The following is a 16,936-nucleotide window of genomic DNA, read 5'->3' on the forward strand; positions in this document are numbered from 1 at the left end:
TGTTTACGTCTGGCCGCGAAAATGCTTTAGCGCGGTGCACCACCCTCGTCCGCGACGCGAGAAGAGTTTCGAACCGTCGGGCTTGTGCATCGCGGCGAGGGTCTCTATAATGCGCGGCTTCACAGGCTCGTAGCTCAGCTGGTTAGAGCACCACCTTGACATGGTGGGGGTCGTTGGTTCGAGTCCAATCGAGCCTACCAACGCATTCGCATCAAACAAAAACGCCGCGTTCATCGCGGCGTTTTTGTTTTCCCCCTACGTTCCATCATTCTTCCGTCGGTCGAAACGCTAGTCCCACATGTTCCGAAACGCCACGGCGGCGATCACGGGCACCGTGAGCACGAGCGGAATCGCGAAGTACGGCACTTCCAGATCCACCGTCCAGCTGTAGACCAGCCAGCCGACGCCGAGCATGAGCGTGGCAATCCCGACCAGCGCCGACAGCACATTGAGCGATCGCTTTGACAGGCGCCTGCGAGGCGCTTCCTTACTCGAAGTCGGTTCCATGATTACAGGCTGCTATAGAGCGCGAGGCGGGTACTTCTGATTTTATACCGTCCACAGTCGCTCGGCGGTGGCATGAGAAAGGACCCGAAGCCGTCGAGCCGGCAAGAGAAGAAGCGGGCTGCCTTGTCCGCCGCAACGGCTCTCACGAAGCGACCGACCGACCGCGCGCCGCCCGTGCATTGGCTGTCGCCGAATGGCGGCGCGCCGCGCGTTTGCGCATCCAGATGATGAGGCCGGTGGCGCTCAACACCGCCACCGCGATCCCGACCGCGCTGATCGCGATACGTCCCGCTACGCCGATGATGCGCCCCGAATGGAGCGGAAACTGCGCCTGCATGAAGATGTCGCCTGCGGAACCGCGCCCCGGAATCGACGAGCCCGCGAGCGTGCCCGTGTGGCCGTTGTAGTAGAGCCATGCATTGCCGAGCCCGCCGTCGCCGTGGTCCTGTCCCGGCGCAAAGAAGCCGACGCCGTACGCTTCGAGCGTCGGCACGTAGTACAGCGCGCCCATCGGCGCGGCGATGTGCGCGCGTTTCGCATCGCTCGCGGCGGCGGCCAGAATCTGCTCGCGCGTCGCGGGGGCGCGCCCCGCCGAATCCGCACGCACGAGCGCGGCGTTTTCGGTGAACGACGGCGAGAGCGTCGAGAACAGCGAGACCACCGGACGAACGACCGGATCGCTCAGATTCATCGAAACGGACGTCAGCGCCACGACCACGAGCAGCGCCCAGATCCACACGCCGCCGGAGCGATGCAGATCGAACGTGAGCGCGTATCCGCCGCGGCTGAAACGAAACGCGAGCGACTTGCGCCACGCCTTCACGCTCGGAAACGACAGCACGAGCGCAATGCCGGTATCGAAGAACCACACGATGCCGACGATGCCGAGCAGCCACGTTCCGATATCGAAGCCGCCCACGACCGGCAAATGCAACGTGTAGTGCAGCTTGTAGAGGAACGGCATCAGGTCGATGCGCGCCAGCGACACCGCGCCCCACATCCTGCGCCCTTGCACCGCGCCCGTCGCGGGATCGACCGCGATCTGGTTGAAGTCGATGGCATATGGCGCAGCGGTCGACGGATTCGTGCGCGGCACGACCATCAGCTGCGCCGTATGGCCCGGCTCGACGCCGAGCGGCAGATACGTCACCTGGATGCGCGGATCGGCGGCCTCGACGCGCCGCGCCAGTTCGAGCGGCGCAAGCGGCGCGGCCCGGCTCTGCGCATGAAAGAAGGAGGGGTTGAGCCAGGCGTCGATTTCGTGATCCCACGCGATGATGGCGCCGGTCAACCCCGATACGAACAAAAACAGCGCGGTCGCCACGCCGAACCAGCGATGCAGCCGCACGAGCACGCGCCTCATGCGGACGGTGCCTCGATAACGGATGAGCGTGCGGTTCTTGGCATGGATCGCGCGTGCGTAAATAGGAATTGTTCGCAATTGTAGCGACGAGGCGATGCTTCAGCAAGCCTTCAACGCCACAACAGCGCGTGACATTTCGCGACACAAGTTGCGCGTGGTTTTTAACGCGACCCATCGCTACAGTGCGCACATGCCTAACCCACCCACGGCGGAAATCATGGAAGCGATCGGAAAGTCATCGGTGTATGTGCTCGTCATCGTGCTCGCGGCGTCGATGATCGAAGCAGTCTGGCTCAGCCGCAAACATAAGGGCACGGACAAGGCGTTCGCCTGGCACGAGGTGTGGATCTCGCTCGCCGATCTGGTCGGCCGCAAGCTGCTCGCTTTCGTGCCGCTCTCGCTCGCCACGCCGTTCTTCGCGTTCGCGTGGGAGCACCGCATCCACACGGTTACGACCAACACGCCGCTGACCGTCTTCCTGCTCTTTATCGGCATGGAGTTCTGCTACTACTGGTATCACCGCGCGTCGCACACGGTGCGCTTCTTCTGGGCGACGCATGCGGTCCATCATTCGCCGAACCAGTTGACGCTTTCATCCGCGTATCGGCTCGGCTGGACCTCGAAGATCACCGGCGCGGCGCTGTTCTTCACGCCGCTTGTGTGGTTCGGCCTCAAGCCGGAAGTCGTGCTCGCCGCGCTGTCGATCAACCTGCTCTACCAGTTCTGGCTGCACGCGACATGGATCCCGAAACTCGGCTGGCTGGAATACGTGTTCAACACGCCGTCTGCGCACCGCGTGCATCATGCATCGAACGCGGCGTATCTCGATGCCAACTTCGGAGGCGTGCTGGTCATCTTCGACCGGCTGTTCGGCACGTATGTCGAGGAACGCGCCGATGAGCCGTGCCGCTATGGCCTGACGACGCCGACCACGTCGCGCAATCCGGTCGTCGTTCAGATGGAACATTGGGTGAGCCTCGCGAAAGACGTGTATCGCGCAAAGAGCGCGTCTCAGGCGATCGGCTTTCTGCTTCGCCCGCCCGGCTGGCGTCCCGACGGCGAAGGGGAAACGACCGAAGCATTGCAGAAGCGCGCGAGAAGCGCCGGCAAAGCGATGGAGGCATCCTGAGTCTGCAACGCCGTGAAAGCACGAAGGCGAACGCACGGTCCGCCTTCGTGCTTCGTGCAATCAGAACGTGACGGTCTGATTGATGATTTGCTGCCCGTTCACCGTGATGACAGACGTGGCCGTGCCGGTCTGCGTGCTGGTGCCGCCGGACGGCAGCGTCGAGCCGCCGGCCGGGCAGGTTGCGCCGCTGCCGCCGGTGGTTTTTGCGGCGCCGCCGGCAAGCTGTGCATGAGCGAGTGCGTCGCGGTCGATTGTGTGCATTGTGGCTATCCTCTTTCGATTGAGATGCACCGGTCACCGTGCGCGGGACGCGAGAGATTTTGCGCGCGTCGATTGCGCGGAGCCGGTGGATGTCATCATATGTCGTCGGAGGTCTTGCGCGCTTCGTCAAAGGTCCTAATTATATTTTCCGAAAGGCATGTATCGGTCGAGCGAACGCTCGTATGAGCGCGATGACTGACTTCGGGCATGGTTCGCGGTCCGGCATCGGGCAGAAGACGCGTTTGGGTCGCATGTAGCGGCATTCGCTTTGCTCCGTCTGCCACCACACATCAATGAAGGACGACCGCCATGAAACTTCTGCCGATGCTCCCGGCACTCGCCTGCCTGCTCGCGGGCTGCGCCGCCAGCGGCCCGCCGACTCACGCCGCGCATTTGAGCCCGACACAGTGCCGCGACCTCGCCGCGCTTCGGAGCAATGCGCCTCCGAACCGCGAGCGAAATCCAAGCGAACTGACGGCGTTGAGGCAAGCGGGCTACGATCCGTCGCGATGGTTCGACCCGTACTATCCGGAGGATCTGCAAGCGGCGCAGCGTCAGGTGGATGCCTGGTTCAAAGCCGACTGCCTGACGAACGCGCCGCAAGCCGACTGACCGGCGCTCGCGTGATGGCCGTACGCTTAGTGCAACGTCGAGCGCCTAACGCGCGGCGATCACCCGGCTGGCGCATGCCCGAGCGAATCCGGGTCCAGCACGAGTTGACGCAGCGGCGCGAGGCGCTTCTCGGCTTCGTCCGCCTGCTCGCGATACGCGGCGGCGTCGAGCGCGGAGCCGGCCCGTTCAGCGAGATCGGCCATCTGGCGCAGCAGCATGATTCTTTCTTCGATGGCGCGCAGCGTGGTCCATAAGCCGCCGTCGATGGCCTCGTTGATTTCCGCGATCAACGTCTGGATCGAGAACGCGTGGCCCGTGTGGCACCTGAACCTGACAATCGGCCCTTCTTCTATCTGCATGAGCACGCCGTTGCAGTCGGGACACGTGTATCGCGAAATGTTGCCGAGCTTCATGAAACTCGCCTCCCCGCCGTCCCCGGTCTCCGAAATTCTGTTTTCAATGTCAGCGTACGTGCGCGCGGACACGCCATGCGCCGCGCTGCCGGCGGGCGTGACGACCGCGCTCACGATTCTGCCGGCCAGCGCGTCCAGGCCGCCGACGAAGTCCACCTCGACATGCGCGATCGCGCTCTCCGGCATGGACGGATGGTCCGCTGTCAGCGGGTCCTGCACGAACGCCAGTCCGCCGTGGTCCTTGACCGCCCAGAGCCCGGCGGTGCCGTCGTCGAGCGCGCCGGTCAGTATCACGCCGATCACGCGCTCGCCGTATGCCACCGCCGCCGAGCGGAACAGCACGTCCACGGCCGGGCGCGCGCGGCATTCCTTCGGACCGCGCGTGATCCGCACGCCCTCTTTCGTGAGCATGAGATGCCGGTCCGCGGTCGCGATGAAGACGGTGCCGTGCGCGGGAGGCGCGTTGTCGGTCGCCGCGACGACCCGCAGATTCGTCGCGCGGGCGAGAATGGTGTGCAGCGCGCTCGGTCCGTAGGGCGAAATGTGCATGACGATGAGGAGCGTCGCCGGCAACTGCGCCGGCAGACGGGCGAGCAGCGCGCCCAGCGCGGGCACGCCGCCCGCCGACGCCCCGACGACCACGATGTCCCGCTGAATGCGCGCGTCCATGGTTGTCCCCTGTCACAGGATCGGCAGCCGTCGCGGTGGCGACGAAAAGTCGACTGTTACGTACAGTCTACGCGCTAACGCTGCGCGGCCCGCATCCTGCGTGCGGCAGCCGCGCGCCCGGCGCATCGAGAAGACAGCGCCCGAGGCCTGCGCAACCGTGCATATCCTTAGCGAAAATGATGCGTTCCAGAGCGCGCGACCGCTGGCTATGATGATCGGTCCGACGGTTCGCACCGTTCACATTGAAGGAGCATCGAACTTGACCCGAACCGAAACATCGCGCCGTCCGCTCGTGGTCGGAATCGGCGGCACGACGCGGCCTGCGTCATCGACAGAACGCGCGCTCGCGTTCGCGCTCAAGGGCGCGCAAGAATCCGGCGCGAGCGTGCAGTTGTTCGGCGGCGCGTTTCTGCATAGCTTGCCGCACTATGCGCCCGAATCGCGCGTACTCACCGACGAGCAGCATGAACTCATCGAAGCCGTGCGCGCCGCCGATGCGCTCGTCATCGCCACGCCCGGCTATCACGGCGGCATCTCGGGTCTCGTGAAGAACGCGCTCGATACGCTAGAAGAGCTGCGCCTCGACGAGCGTCCGTATCTCGACGGCCGCGCGGTCGGCAGCATCGTCACCGCGTATGGCTGGCAGGCTGCGGGCACCGTGCTGACGTCGCTGCGCTCGATCGTGCATGCGCTGCGCGGCTGGCCGACGCCGTTCGGCGCGGCGGTCAACACGCTGGAGACGCGCTTCGAATCGGCCGATACCTGCTCGGACCCCAAGGTCGTCGCGCAGCTTCGCACGGTCGGTCAGCAGGCCGCGAGTTTCGCGCACGCGTTCGGCTCGCATCGGCCCGACGCATGGCATGTCGTGGAGAACAAGGTCGCGGTAGCGCAGAGCTAGCGTGACGTTGCGACTCAAGCCGGACGCAGCACGCGCGACAGCACGCGTTCTTCGAGTTCGGCAAACTCTTTCGCGGTGCGCGAACGCGGCCGCGGCAACGACACCGGCGTATCCAGCGTGATACGCCCCTGCTCGATCAGCACGATGCGGTCGCCGAGCGAGACCGCTTCCTGCACGTCATGCGTGACGAGCAGCGCAGTAAAGCCGTGCTCGCGCCGCAACCGCTCGATCAAGCCCTGCATCTCGATGCGCGTCAACGCGTCCAGCGCGCCGAGCGGTTCATCGAGCAACAGCAGGTCCGGGCGATGCACCAGCGCGCGCGCCAGCGCCACGCGCTGCCGCTGACCGCCCGAGAGTCGGGTGGGCCACTCCTTCTCGCGCTCGGACAAACCCACCTCGGCCAGCGTCGCGCGGGCTTCTTCCCGCCGATTGCGTCTGTCACGCGGCAGCCCGATCATCACGTTGTCGAGCACGCTTTTCCACGGCAAGAGCCGCGCATCCTGAAACATGATGCGAACCTGCAACTCGCCGCCGGGCGTCGAGGCGTGGCGCTCGACCACGCCGCCCGAGGCTTCGTCGAGCCCTGCAATGAGCCGCAGCAAGGTGGACTTGCCGCAGCCGCTGCGACCGACGATCGACACGAAACTGCCGCGTTCGATCGAGAAGTCGAGGTCAGCCAGCACGCGACGCTCGCCGAAGCGCTTCTCGACGCCACGCAGCGACACGGCGACATCGCGGCTCGCGGGCGTTCGGGTGAACGGCTCCAAGGCGCGCGACGCGGGCCGTTGAAGATCCAGGGTATCGAGAGAAATCAGAGTCACGACTGCGCCTCGTTCTGATAAGCGGGATGCCAGCGCAGGCTGGCGCGTTCGATCGCGCGGGCGGCCATGTCCGCGAGCTTGCCGAGCGCTGCGTAGAGCAGAATGCCGAGGACGACCACGTCGGTTTGCATGAACTCGCGCGCGTTCATCGTCATGTAGCCGATACCCGATTGCGCCGAGATGGTCTCCGCGACGATCAGCATCACCCACATCAGGCCGAGCGCGAAGCGCACGCCGACGAGAATGGACGGCAGTGCGCCGGGCAGGATCACATGTCGATACAGCGCGAAGCCCGAGAGGCCATAGCTGCGAGACATCTCGATCAGATCGCGGTCAACGGAACGAATGCCGTGATACGTGTTCACATACACCGGGAAAAACACGCCGAGCGCGACGAGCACGAGCTTCGCCTCTTCACCGATGCCGAACCAGAGAATCAGGAGCGGGATCATCGCGAGCGCGGGGATGTTGCGGATCATCTGCACGGTCGAATCGAGCAGGATTTCGGCGGGGCGAAAGAGGCCTGTCGCGAGCCCGAGCACGAAGCCGATGCCGCCGCCGACCGCGAAACCGGCGAACGCGCGCCACGCGCTGATTTTCACGTCGGCCCACAATTCGCCCGACTGCCAGACAGACCACGCGGCCTTCGCGACCGCGAGCGGTTCGGGCAACACGCGCGCGGACAGGCCGCCCGAGCGCGCGGCGGCCTCCCACGCGAGCAGAATCAGCAACGGGACGATCCAGGGCAAGACGCGCGCGCCGGCACGCCGCAGCGTTTCGTTTCGCTTCATCGCGGTCCTCACCCGTGCGCGGCCTTCGGCAGCTCCGACGTGCCGATCACTTCGCCGAACGGCCCCGACAGCGGCCCTGATGCAGGCGCCTTCTGTGCGCGCGGCAGAAGCGGAAACACGAGCTCCGCGAAGCGGTACGACTCCTCCAGATGCGGGTAACCGGACAGAATGAACGTCTCGATCCCGAGTTCGGCATATTGCTTCATCAGCCCGGCGACCTGCTGCGGATTGCCGACGAGCGCGGTTCCCGCGCCGCCGCGCACGAGCCCGACGCCCGCCCACAGATGCGGATAGACCTCCAGCTTGTCGCGCTTGCCGCCATGCAGCGCCGCCATGCGCCGCTGCCCTTCGGAGTCCATCTTCGAAAATTGGGCCTGCGCGCGCTGGATAGTCTCGTCGTCGAGCTTGCTGATGAGCTTGTCCGCATCGGCCCAGGCTTCGGCTTCCGTTTCGCGCACGATCACATGCAGGCGAATGCCGAAGCGGATGCTGCGCCCTTCTGCCTCGGCGCGGCGGCGAATGTCGGCGAGCTTCTTCTCGACTTCGGCAGGCGGCTCGCCCCACGTGAGATACGTGTCGATATGCCTGGCCGCGATCTCGTGCGCCGCCGCCGACGATCCGCCGAACCACAGCGGCGGATGCGGCCGTTGCACAGGCGGATACAGCACCTTGCCGCCTTCCGTGCGCAGATGCTTGCCCGCGAAGTCGAAACTCCCCTTCTCGTGCGAGCTTTCCAGCAGGCCGCGCCAGATGCTCAGAAACTCATCGGTGATTTCATAGCGCGTGTCGTGGCTTTCGAAGACGCCGTCGCCGGCGAGTTCGTTCGGATCGCCGCCTGTGACGACGTTGATGAGCAGGCGCCCATTCGAAAGCCGGTCGAACGTGGACGCCATGCGCGCGGAGAGTCCCGGCGAACTGAGGCCCGGCCGGATCGCGACCAGGAACTTGAGGCGGCGCGTCGCGGGAATGAGGCTCGATGCGACCACCCACGCGTCCTCGCACGAGCGGCCCGTCGGCAGCAGCACGCCTTCGTAGCCGAGCGTGTCGGCGGCGACGGCGATCTGGCGGAAGTAATCGTAGTCGGCGGCACGCGCGCCTTGCGACGTGCCCAGATAGCGGCTGTCGCCGTGAGTCGGAATGAACCAGAAGACATTCATGCTTGGGCGTTTCTCGTAGACAGTCATTCGTTAGTATGGCGAATCATCTTATGCGACGTTCCAGCGCGCCTCGGTCACGTCGAGCTTCTTCGGGATCAGCCGGAGATTGGTGAACGTGTCGGCAATCTGCTGCTGATACGCGAGCGTCGCGGGCGATATGGCTTCGATGCCGTACGCGGTGCGCTGCAACGCGTGCTCGATCGTCGCGGTGTCCAGCCCGACGAGCGGCGACAGTTGCGCCGCGACGGCCGGTACGTTGTCGCGCGCCCAGCGATCCACATGATCGAGTTCTTCCAGTACGGCGCGCACGATCTGCGGCTGGCCGGCGGCGAACTTGCGCGTCGCGACGTAGTACTGGATGTTGCGCACGAGCCCGGTGCCGTCTGCGAGTTGCCGCGCGTTCGCCTGGCGCTCGATGGCGGCGAGATATGGGTCCCAGATCACCCACGCATCGACGCTGCCCTGCACGAAGGCCGCGCGCGCATCGGCGGGCGCGAGATAGACCGGCTGAACGTCCGCGTATGAAAGCCCTGCTTTCTTGAGCGCCTCGACGAAGAGGTAATGCACATTCGAGCCCTTGTTCAGCGCGATTTTCTTGCCGCGCAGTTGCGCGACCGAGCGGATGTTCGATTCTTTCGGCACGACGATGGCTTCGGCGCGCGGCGCGGGCGGCTCACTGCCGACATAGACGAAATCGACGCCCGCTGCCTGCGCGAAGATAGGCGGCGTCTCGCCGACCGTGCCGATATCGACGGCGCCGGCATTGAGCCCTTCGAGCAGTTGCGGCCCCGCCGGAAATTCGAGCCATTGCACCGTGACCCCTTGCGGCCCGAGGCGCTTCTCGAGCGTGCCGCGCGCCCTCAGCACGACGAAGTTGCCGTATTTCTGATAGCCGATTCGCAGGGTCTTGCCGGCATCGTCGGCACGGGCGGCATTCGATGCAAGCGCGCTCGCGCCCAGCGCGGCAAGCGTGAAGAGCGCGCGTCTGCGTGTCGATGAAGGCGGCGCGTTTTCATATGACATTCGTGGTTCCTCGGGCGATGAGCGATGGCATCGTCGATGCCGCTTTCCCGGCCATCGTAACAACGCTCGCCGCGCGGCCTAAGCGAGAAATCGTGATAAGCATTGCAGCCTGCGCGCGCACTATGCATAGCGTTCGATATTGTTTGCGGCAACGTATGCGCGCCCCTAGCATCACGTCTCTTTCCACTGACGACGTCGCTTATATGAAGACTTTCACGCCATTCAAATCCGCTTTCTTCTCGGTTCTGCTCGCATGGGGCGTGGCAGGGTTGCAGCCGGTTCAGGCCGCCGGCCAGACGGTTCGCGTCGGCATCATGTCGGGCGAGGACGAGGATGTCTGGCGCACGGTCGCGGCCAACGCAGCGAAGCACGGCATCACGGTGAAGGTCACGACCTTCTCCGACTACACGCAGCCCAACGAGGCGCTCGCGCAACACGATCTCGACGCCAATTCGTTCCAGCACAAGCCGTATCTCGATGCGCAGATTCAGGCGCGTCACTATGCGATCGTGCCTGTCGGTTTCACCTATGTGCAGCCCATCGGTCTCTATTCGCGCAAGGTGAAGTCAGTCGCGGATTTGCCGCAGAACGCGGCGATTGGCGTACCCAACGATCCGAGCAACGAAGGCCGCGCGCTTCTGCTGTTGCAGGCGAACGGCGTCATCAAGCTGCGCGATAACGTCGGTCTTCTGCCGACCGCTCGCGACATCGCGGAGAACCCGAAGCACGTGCAGATCAAGGAACTCGATGCGGGCATCGTCGGGCGCGCCATCGGCGATCTGGATGCCGCAGTCGTCAACACCGACTGGGCAATCAAGGCCGGCATTCAGATTCCGAAGGAGCGCATCGCGCAGGAGAAAGTGCCGGGCAATCCGTATCGCAACTTTATTGCGGTCAACGCGAAGGACGCTCAGGCGCCGTGGGCGAAGACGCTCGTCGAGAGTTATCAGCAGGCGAATGTCGCATCGACCATCCTCGCCGTGTATCACGGCGCGACACTGCCGGCATGGGAGGGCGCGCCGCAACATTGATCGCATGCGCGGCCGCGCCGACCGCGGCCGCGCATTTCAGGGCCGGCACGGACGTTGCGACGATAAAGGTTCGTCCAAGCAAAAAGCGACGCAGCTTATCGTGCGTCACCCTGCCTATGGCTTCGCCATCATTATTCGAAGAAATATTCAATACCGCCCCTGTCGGCAGCTATCTGCTCTCTTCTACGCCCGAGGCCATCGTTCTCGCGGTCAACGATGCCTTCCTGAAGGTCTCGACGCTGCGCCGCGAAGACATGGTGGGCAAGAGCCTCTTCGACATCTTTCCTCATAACGAATCCGATCCGAACGATACGGGCGTCGAGGCGCTGCGCCAGTCCATCGCGCGGGCGAGAGAAAGCGGCCGCGCCGATCATATGCCGCTACAGCGCTTTCCGCTGTGGGTCAGCGCCGAAGACGGCAGCATGCGCTATGAGGAGCGCTTCTGGAGCGCGGTCAACACGCCCATCTTCAACGCGGAAGAATCGCTGATCTGCGTCTCGCACACGACCACGGATGTCACCGCCGCGCATCTGACACAAAGAGCGCTGGCCGCAAGCGAACAACGGTTCCGCACTCTTTTCGACGCCATCAACCAGGGCTTCTGCGTCGTGGAGATGGCATTCGATGAGCGGGGCGATCCCGTCGACTACCGCTTTCTGGCGACGAACCCTGCATTCGAAGCGCAGACCAGCGTAGTGAACGCCGTGGGAAAGAACATGTCGGAACTCGTGCCCGGCCACGATCGCCATTTCTTCGAAATCTACGGCTCGGTTGCGAAGAACGGCGTGCCGATTCACGTGCAGGTGAAGGCGTCGAAGCTGAACCGCTGGTTCGACATCTATGCGTTCCGTCCCGACGCGTCGATGCCGAATCAGGTCGGCGTGCTCTTCTCCAATATCACCGAGCAGCGCAAGAGCGAGGAGCGTCTTCTCGCGAGCGAGCAAAGCGCGCGCGCCGCAGCGCGTGAGGCACTCGACGCCACGCGCCGCCTCGACGCGGTGCTCGAAGCGGCGCCTATCGGCATCGTCGTCTGCGATCAGCATGGCGGCATCGAGCGCGTGAATCGCTCTTTCGTGCAGCTATGGGGCAAAGCGCATCCGCGCCCCGCGACCATCGACGATTTCGCGCAATGGAAAGGACGCTGGGCCGATCACTCCGACAAGCACGGGCAAATGCTGAACGCGCACGACTGGACGATTGCCCGCGTGCTCAAGGGCATCGGAGCGACGACGGACATCGTGTCGATCGAGAGCTTCGACGATCCACCGAATCGGCGCACGCTACTGAGCACCGGCGCACCGATCCGGGACGATCATGGCGCCGTGGTCGGCGCGGTCGTCGCTCAACTGGACATCACGGACCGCATCAACGCAGAAGAGGAACTGCGCCTTGCAGACAAGCGCAAGGACGAGTTTCTCGCGATGCTGTCGCATGAATTGCGTAATCCGCTGTCGCCGATAGCAAGCGCCGCGCAACTGATGCGCGCCGCGCCCAGCGACGCGCGGCGGGTCAGCAAATCGTGCGAGATCATCTCGCGGCAAGTGAAGCACATGACCGGTCTGATCGACGATCTGCTCGATGTGTCGCGCGTGACGCAGGGGCTTATCAAGCTCGACATGGAAGTGCTCGATGCCAACCGCATAGCGGCTGACGCAATCGAGCAGGTCAGGCCGATGCTCGACCGGAAAAGGCATCGGCTGTCGCTGCTCACGTTGCCGTGCGCTGCGCTCGTTCGCGCCGATGAAAAGCGGCTGACGCAGGTCTTCGTCAACCTGCTCAACAACGCGGCGAAATATACGCCGGAAAGGGGCGATATCCAGTTCTCGGTCGCGGCCGAAGGCAAGTTCATCAAGGTGACGGTCACCGACAACGGCATCGGCATGACGCCCGACGTCGCCGCGCATGCTTTCGATCTTTTCGCGCAGGCCGAGCGCAGTTCCGACCGCACGCAAGGAGGACTCGGCATAGGGCTCGCGCTGGTCCGAAGCCTGGTCGCGCTTCACGGCGGCACAGTGAGAGCCTATAGCGCGGGACCCGGCAAAGGCAGTACGTTCGTCGTGTGTATTCCTCACGCCGAGATGACGAAGACGCAGAGAAAAATCGAGCAGGACGACACGCGGGAAGCGCCCTTCCTGACGCGGCTGCGAGTGCTGATCGTCGACGACAATACCGACGCCTCGGAGACGCTCGCGATGTTAATGGAGACGCTCGGCAACGAGGTGCGCGTGGCCGCGAACGGCATCACCGCCTTTCAGGAAACCGAGCAGTGGATACCGCACGTGTGTCTTCTCGATATCGGCTTGCCGGACATGGACGGCTATCAGTTGGCATCCCTCTTGAGGAATCAGCCGCGCACGGCAGATGCCGTTCTCGTCGCCGTGACCGGATACGGCTTGCAGCAAGACAGAGAAAAGGCGCTGTCGGCCGGGTTCGATCACCACTTCGTCAAACCGCTCGACGTCGGCAAGCTGTTCTCGCTCCTTGGCGAACTCGCGTCGCGGCAGCGGCAGGAGTGAAGGTTCTCGTTTGCCCCGGCAGCCTATGCTGTCCTTGGGACACACAGCGTAGCCGGCGGCACCCGTTAGAATGAACCGTACTCTACGCGTTCATGCTTCGAAAGCGCCCTTCATGCAAGTAGCTCCCCTGCCCGACGACGAAACCGAACGCCTGCGCGTATTGCGCAGCCTGCACATTCTGGACACGCCCGCCGAAGAAGCGTTCGATCGCGTGACGCGTGTGCTGGCGCGCGCGCTCGAAGTGCCGGTCGCTCTCGTGTCGCTCGTCGACGAGCATCGGCAATGGTTCAAGTCGCGGCTCGGAATGGAAGCGTGCGAAACATCGCGCGATGTGTCTTTCTGCTCGCACGCGCTGCACGAAGTCGACATGCTCGTCGTGGAGGATGCGCGCAACGATCCGCGTTTCGCCGACAACCCGTTCGTCGCGGGTCCGGAGTCCGTGCGTTTTTACGCGGGCGTGCCGCTGCGCTCGAGCGACGGTCATGCCATCGGCACGCTCTGCGCGATCGATACGGTGCCGCGCACGCTGTCGCCGGAAGATGCCGCGATCATGCGCGACCTTGCCGCCATCGTCGAGCGCGAATTGCTGTCGCGCGAAAGCACGTATTCGGCGCGCGTGCTGCATCACGCGGACACGCAGGCCATACGCCTCTCGGAAACGCGATTCCGCACGATCTTCGAACAGACGCCGACGGGCGCCGCGATCGTGGCGCCGGATGGGCGCTTCGTCGAAGTGAATGCGCGCCTCTGCGAAATGCTCGGCTACAGCGCCGACGAACTCGTGATGCTGACGTTCCAGCAGATCACATTCGTTGAAGATCTCGAGAGCGATCTGCAGAATCTACGTCAGCTGCTCGCAGGACACATCCCGACCTACGCGATGGAAAAGCGGTATCTGCGCCGCGACGGTTCGCACCTGTGGGTTCAGCTTCACGTCGCGCTCGTGCGGCAGGCCAATGGCGAGCCGCTCCACTTTATCGCGATCGTCGAGGACATCGCAGCGCGCAAGGAAAATGAGCGGCTGCAGCGCGAGCATCGCGCGGCACTGGAAGAGCAAGTGGACGAGCGTACGGCCGAACTGCGCGCGACCAACATGCGGCTGCGCGGCGAAGTGGCGCGGCGCGAGACGATCGAAGCGACGCTGCGCGCGCAGAACGAGCATCTTCAGGCGGTGATCGACAACGCGCAGGACGCGTATGTCGCGATAGACGGCGAAGGGAGAATCACCGAGTGGAACGACGCGGCCGAACACATGTTCGGCTGGGGCCGCCACGAGGTCATGGGCCTGCCGATGGCGGAGACCATCGTTCCGGCCGCGTGGCGCGCCGCGCACGACGCGGGCATGCGCCGCTTCATCCGAACCGGCGTCGCCACGATTCTTTCGAAAGCGACGGAAGTCACCGCGCTGCGCCGCTCGGGGGAGCTTTTCCCCGCCGAGCTGCGCATCTCGACCGCCGCGACGCCGGACGGCGAGACGCTCTTCGCATTCATCACGGACGTCAGCGAGCGCAAGCGCGTGGAGGCGGAGATTATCGAAAGCCGGGAAGCGATTCAGAAGGTCACGGACAGCTTGCCCGTGCTGATCGCCTACGTCGACCGGGACCTGCGCTATCAGTTCAACAACGACGGCTACCGGCGGCTGCTCGGGCGCGACACCGCGTCCATGCGCGGCAAGCCGGTCGCATCGGCGATGCCCGCTGCCATGTATCGAACGCTCGCGCCTTCGTTCCGGCGCGCGCTCGCGGGCGAGCGGCTGCAACACGACGATGTGGAAGATCACGAGGCACACCCGCGCACGTGGAGCGTGTCGCTCGTGCCCGACATGCGCGGTCGCGAAGTGATCGGTTTCTACATGATGGCGCAGGACGTGACGTCGCGCAGGCAGGCCGAGCGAAAGCTACGAGCGCAAGCCATGCGCGACGCGCTCACCGGCCTGCCGAACCGGCGCGCGCTGCTGCTGCACCTCACGCACAACATTGCGTCCGACAGCGCGACGCGGCAGGCCCTCGCGGTGTTCTTCCTCGACCTCGACCAGTTCAAGCCCGTGAACGACGCATACGGTCACGAAGCGGGCGACGAGCTGTTGCGGCTGGTCGGCGCCCGGCTCACGGAGACGGTACGGCATAGCGATTTCACGAGCCGTCTGGCGGGCGACGAGTTCGTGATCGTCAGTCACGGCGTGGCGGACGAAGCCACCGCGGCGCGCATCGCAGACGCCATTTGCAGCGCCTTGAACCGCCCGTTCATGCTGGCTGGCACCGAGGTCAGGATCGCGACGAGCGTGGGCGTCGTCGTCTGCAATGCGCGGGCGCGAACGACGCCGGATGCGCTTCTCGCCGCCGCCGACAGCGCCATGTACGAGGCGAAGCGCGAAGGCAGGAACCGTTACCGGCTGGCGGCGCCCATCGTGGAATAGCGCGTGAGGCGCGTTAATTGAGCGAGCCGTCCAGCGCCCCGGCGGTCCGGCCGCGCGTGGCGACGCCGAACCACGTTTGTCCGACGCGATATTCGGCGATGGCGCCAAGCGCGAGCACGGCCGAGCCCAGTTCGAGCAAGTGGGCCGGAGACATCGCGCTCGACAGCCACCAGAACGCGAGCAGCGAACCCATGCGCATGACGAGCATGACGAGATCTCGCGCGACGATACGGTCCACGAGTTCGCCGCGTATGTCGAGCGCGCGCTGATTCAGCACATGCTCGCTCGCGTTGAGAAACGGCCCCGCAGCCGCGCGAAGGATCGAATGCGCGACGAACAGCGCCGGGAGCCACGCGCTGAACCCGAGCAGGACGAACGAAATGGCGACGGCGAGGCACGACCAGCCGAGCCAGCCCGCGCGGTTATGCACGCCGCGGCTCTTGCGCGTCATGTAGAGCGCGACCGCGCCCGCCAGTCCCGCGACGGTGGACACCCAGCCGAGGTCGCTGGCCGAAGCTAACGACATGGCCGCGCCGACCGATCCGACCGCGCCGCCGACGCCGAGCAGGCCCGACTCGACGAAAAAGAGCGGCAAACACGCGCGGAACTCCGGTTTCGCGATGACGCCGAGCGGGTTCGTCGCGGGGACCATCGGCGCTTCGGAGACATGACGCCCGAGCGCAAGACCGGCGATGACGCACACGACGCCATACGCGACGTACAGCACGTGACTGCTGTTTTCCGTCTTCGCGAGGCAGAGCGTGGCGATGAGCGTCGCGATGATGCCGCCCGCGACGGCGAGCGCGCCGGAGCGCGAAGCATAGCTATCGCGCTCGGTGTCGGTCAGCACGCTCATTTCGAGCCAGTAACGCGCGCTCCACGTGAGTCCGAGAAAGAAGCCGTAGACGGCTGCCATTACCGGAATCGAGTCGCCGCCACACAGAAGCAACGCGCCGGGCACGAGAAAACTGAGGCGCATCAGCCGCCGCCCGGTGAGTCCCAGGCGCGGGCCGAGCAAATAGACGAAGAGTGCTGCGCCGCTCGCGTCGCACAGCATGTAGGCGGTAAAACGAAACATGGCGTCGGTGTCATCGACACCGACGACGAAATAGCCGATAAAACCGGCCAGCGTCCCGATTGCTCCTTGCAGGGAGACAAAGAGGAGCATTTCCTGCTCGTGCTTCGACATGGTCTTGCGTTGAATGATCGATGTCCGGCAACGCGCATTGCAGTGTCGGACTGGCACCGGGCCAGACAGTGATGCTCGGTGCATCGTCGCTGTTCGAGGCGACGATTCGATCGTCCTCGGTAAGGAATGCCGATTTCACT

The 16,936-nt window shown here is 64.7% G+C and carries 15 protein-coding genes and 1 tRNA gene; 7 read left to right on the forward strand and 9 right to left on the reverse strand.

Features of this window, described 5'->3' with window-relative positions:
• Positions 1 to 123 precede the first annotated feature (123 nt).
• Positions 124 to 200, forward strand: a tRNA-Val gene (locus NCR37_RS17295).
• Between the two features lie 88 nt (positions 201 to 288).
• Here NCR37_RS17295 and NCR37_RS17300 read toward each other — a convergent pair.
• Together NCR37_RS17300 and NCR37_RS17305 are read right to left on the reverse strand one after the other, a co-directional pair.
• On the reverse strand, positions 289 to 507 hold the full coding sequence (locus NCR37_RS17300; RefSeq protein ID WP_250474076.1) for a hypothetical protein: 219 nt from the start codon (positions 505 to 507) through the stop codon (positions 289 to 291).
• Positions 508 to 649: 142 nt separating this feature from the next.
• Positions 650 to 1,870 carry a PepSY-associated TM helix domain-containing protein gene (locus NCR37_RS17305; RefSeq protein ID WP_250474077.1) on the reverse strand — a complete coding sequence of 407 codons (1,221 nt, stop codon included), beginning with the start codon at positions 1,868 to 1,870 and terminating at the stop codon, positions 650 to 652.
• A 217-nt stretch (positions 1,871 to 2,087) separates the two neighbouring features.
• Here NCR37_RS17305 and NCR37_RS17310 point away from each other — a divergent pair, with 217 nt between their 5' ends.
• Positions 2,088 to 2,999 carry a sterol desaturase family protein gene (locus NCR37_RS17310; protein ID WP_250474078.1) on the forward strand — a complete coding sequence of 304 codons (912 nt, stop codon included), beginning with the start codon at positions 2,088 to 2,090 and terminating at the stop codon, positions 2,997 to 2,999.
• A 60-nt stretch (positions 3,000 to 3,059) separates the two neighbouring features.
• Here NCR37_RS17310 and NCR37_RS17315 read toward each other — a convergent pair whose 3' ends face one another.
• Positions 3,060 to 3,260, reverse strand: a complete 201-nt coding sequence (locus NCR37_RS17315; protein WP_250474079.1) for a hypothetical protein — start codon at positions 3,258 to 3,260, stop codon at positions 3,060 to 3,062.
• 309 nt (positions 3,261 to 3,569) lie between these two features.
• Here NCR37_RS17315 and NCR37_RS17320 point away from each other — a divergent pair, with 309 nt between their 5' ends.
• A complete protein-coding gene (locus NCR37_RS17320) occupies positions 3,570 to 3,872 on the forward strand; it encodes a DUF4148 domain-containing protein (protein ID WP_250474080.1) in 303 nt (100 codons plus the stop codon).
• 59 nt (positions 3,873 to 3,931) lie between these two features.
• Here NCR37_RS17320 and NCR37_RS17325 read toward each other — a convergent pair whose 3' ends face one another.
• On the reverse strand, positions 3,932 to 4,954 hold the full coding sequence (locus NCR37_RS17325; RefSeq protein WP_250474081.1) for a chemotaxis protein CheB: 1,023 nt from the start codon (positions 4,952 to 4,954) through the stop codon (positions 3,932 to 3,934).
• Positions 4,955 to 5,165: 211 nt separating this feature from the next.
• On the opposite strand from NCR37_RS17325, the gene NCR37_RS17330 reads away from it, so the two are divergent.
• On the forward strand, positions 5,166 to 5,852 hold the full coding sequence (locus NCR37_RS17330) for an NADPH-dependent FMN reductase (protein WP_502800549.1): 687 nt from the start codon (positions 5,166 to 5,168) through the stop codon (positions 5,850 to 5,852).
• Between the two features lie 14 nt (positions 5,853 to 5,866).
• On the opposite strand, the gene NCR37_RS17335 is transcribed toward NCR37_RS17330, so the two are convergent.
• From NCR37_RS17335 to NCR37_RS17350, 4 genes are read right to left on the reverse strand one after another with little or no spacing between them, the layout of a single operon-like run.
• Entirely contained in the window at positions 5,867 to 6,673 is an 807-nt protein-coding gene (locus NCR37_RS17335) for an ATP-binding cassette domain-containing protein (protein ID WP_502800543.1), read from the reverse strand.
• On the reverse strand, positions 6,670 to 7,464 hold the full coding sequence (gene ssuC / locus NCR37_RS17340) for an aliphatic sulfonate ABC transporter permease SsuC (protein WP_250474083.1): 795 nt from the start codon (positions 7,462 to 7,464) through the stop codon (positions 6,670 to 6,672). Before ssuC ends, NCR37_RS17335 begins: the two co-directional genes overlap by 4 nt.
• An 8-nt stretch (positions 7,465 to 7,472) precedes the next feature.
• Entirely contained in the window at positions 7,473 to 8,621 is a 1,149-nt protein-coding gene (ssuD, locus tag NCR37_RS17345; RefSeq protein ID WP_250474084.1) for an FMNH2-dependent alkanesulfonate monooxygenase, read from the reverse strand.
• Between the two features lie 48 nt (positions 8,622 to 8,669).
• Positions 8,670 to 9,644 carry a sulfonate ABC transporter substrate-binding protein gene (locus NCR37_RS17350; RefSeq protein WP_250474085.1) on the reverse strand — a complete coding sequence of 325 codons (975 nt, stop codon included), beginning with the start codon at positions 9,642 to 9,644 and terminating at the stop codon, positions 8,670 to 8,672.
• Between the two features lie 203 nt (positions 9,645 to 9,847).
• Here NCR37_RS17350 and NCR37_RS17355 point away from each other — a divergent pair, with 203 nt between their 5' ends.
• The 3 genes from NCR37_RS17355 to NCR37_RS17365 all read left to right on the forward strand — a co-directional run bounded on the left by NCR37_RS17355 (position 9,848) and on the right by NCR37_RS17365 (position 15,607).
• Complete coding sequence (locus tag NCR37_RS17355; protein WP_250474086.1) at positions 9,848 to 10,675, forward strand: MetQ/NlpA family lipoprotein; 828 nt, start codon at positions 9,848 to 9,850, stop codon at positions 10,673 to 10,675.
• Positions 10,676 to 10,791: 116 nt separating this feature from the next.
• On the forward strand, positions 10,792 to 13,191 hold the full coding sequence (locus tag NCR37_RS17360; protein WP_250474087.1) for a hybrid sensor histidine kinase/response regulator: 2,400 nt from the start codon (positions 10,792 to 10,794) through the stop codon (positions 13,189 to 13,191).
• 112 nt (positions 13,192 to 13,303) lie between these two features.
• Positions 13,304 to 15,607, forward strand: coding sequence for a PAS domain S-box protein (locus tag NCR37_RS17365; RefSeq protein WP_250474088.1), 2,304 nt, complete (start codon positions 13,304 to 13,306; stop codon positions 15,605 to 15,607).
• A gap of 13 nt (positions 15,608 to 15,620) precedes the next feature.
• On the opposite strand, the gene NCR37_RS17370 is transcribed toward NCR37_RS17365, so the two are convergent.
• The gene (locus NCR37_RS17370) at positions 15,621 to 16,796 is read right to left on the reverse strand and encodes a hypothetical protein (protein ID WP_250474089.1); all 1,176 of its coding nucleotides are present in this window, start codon (positions 16,794 to 16,796) and stop codon (positions 15,621 to 15,623) included.
• Positions 16,797 to 16,936 lie beyond the last annotated feature (140 nt).

The organism is Caballeronia sp. GAFFF1, from assembly GCF_023630705.1.
In the GTDB taxonomy this organism is placed as follows: Bacteria; Pseudomonadota; Gammaproteobacteria; order Burkholderiales; family Burkholderiaceae; genus Caballeronia.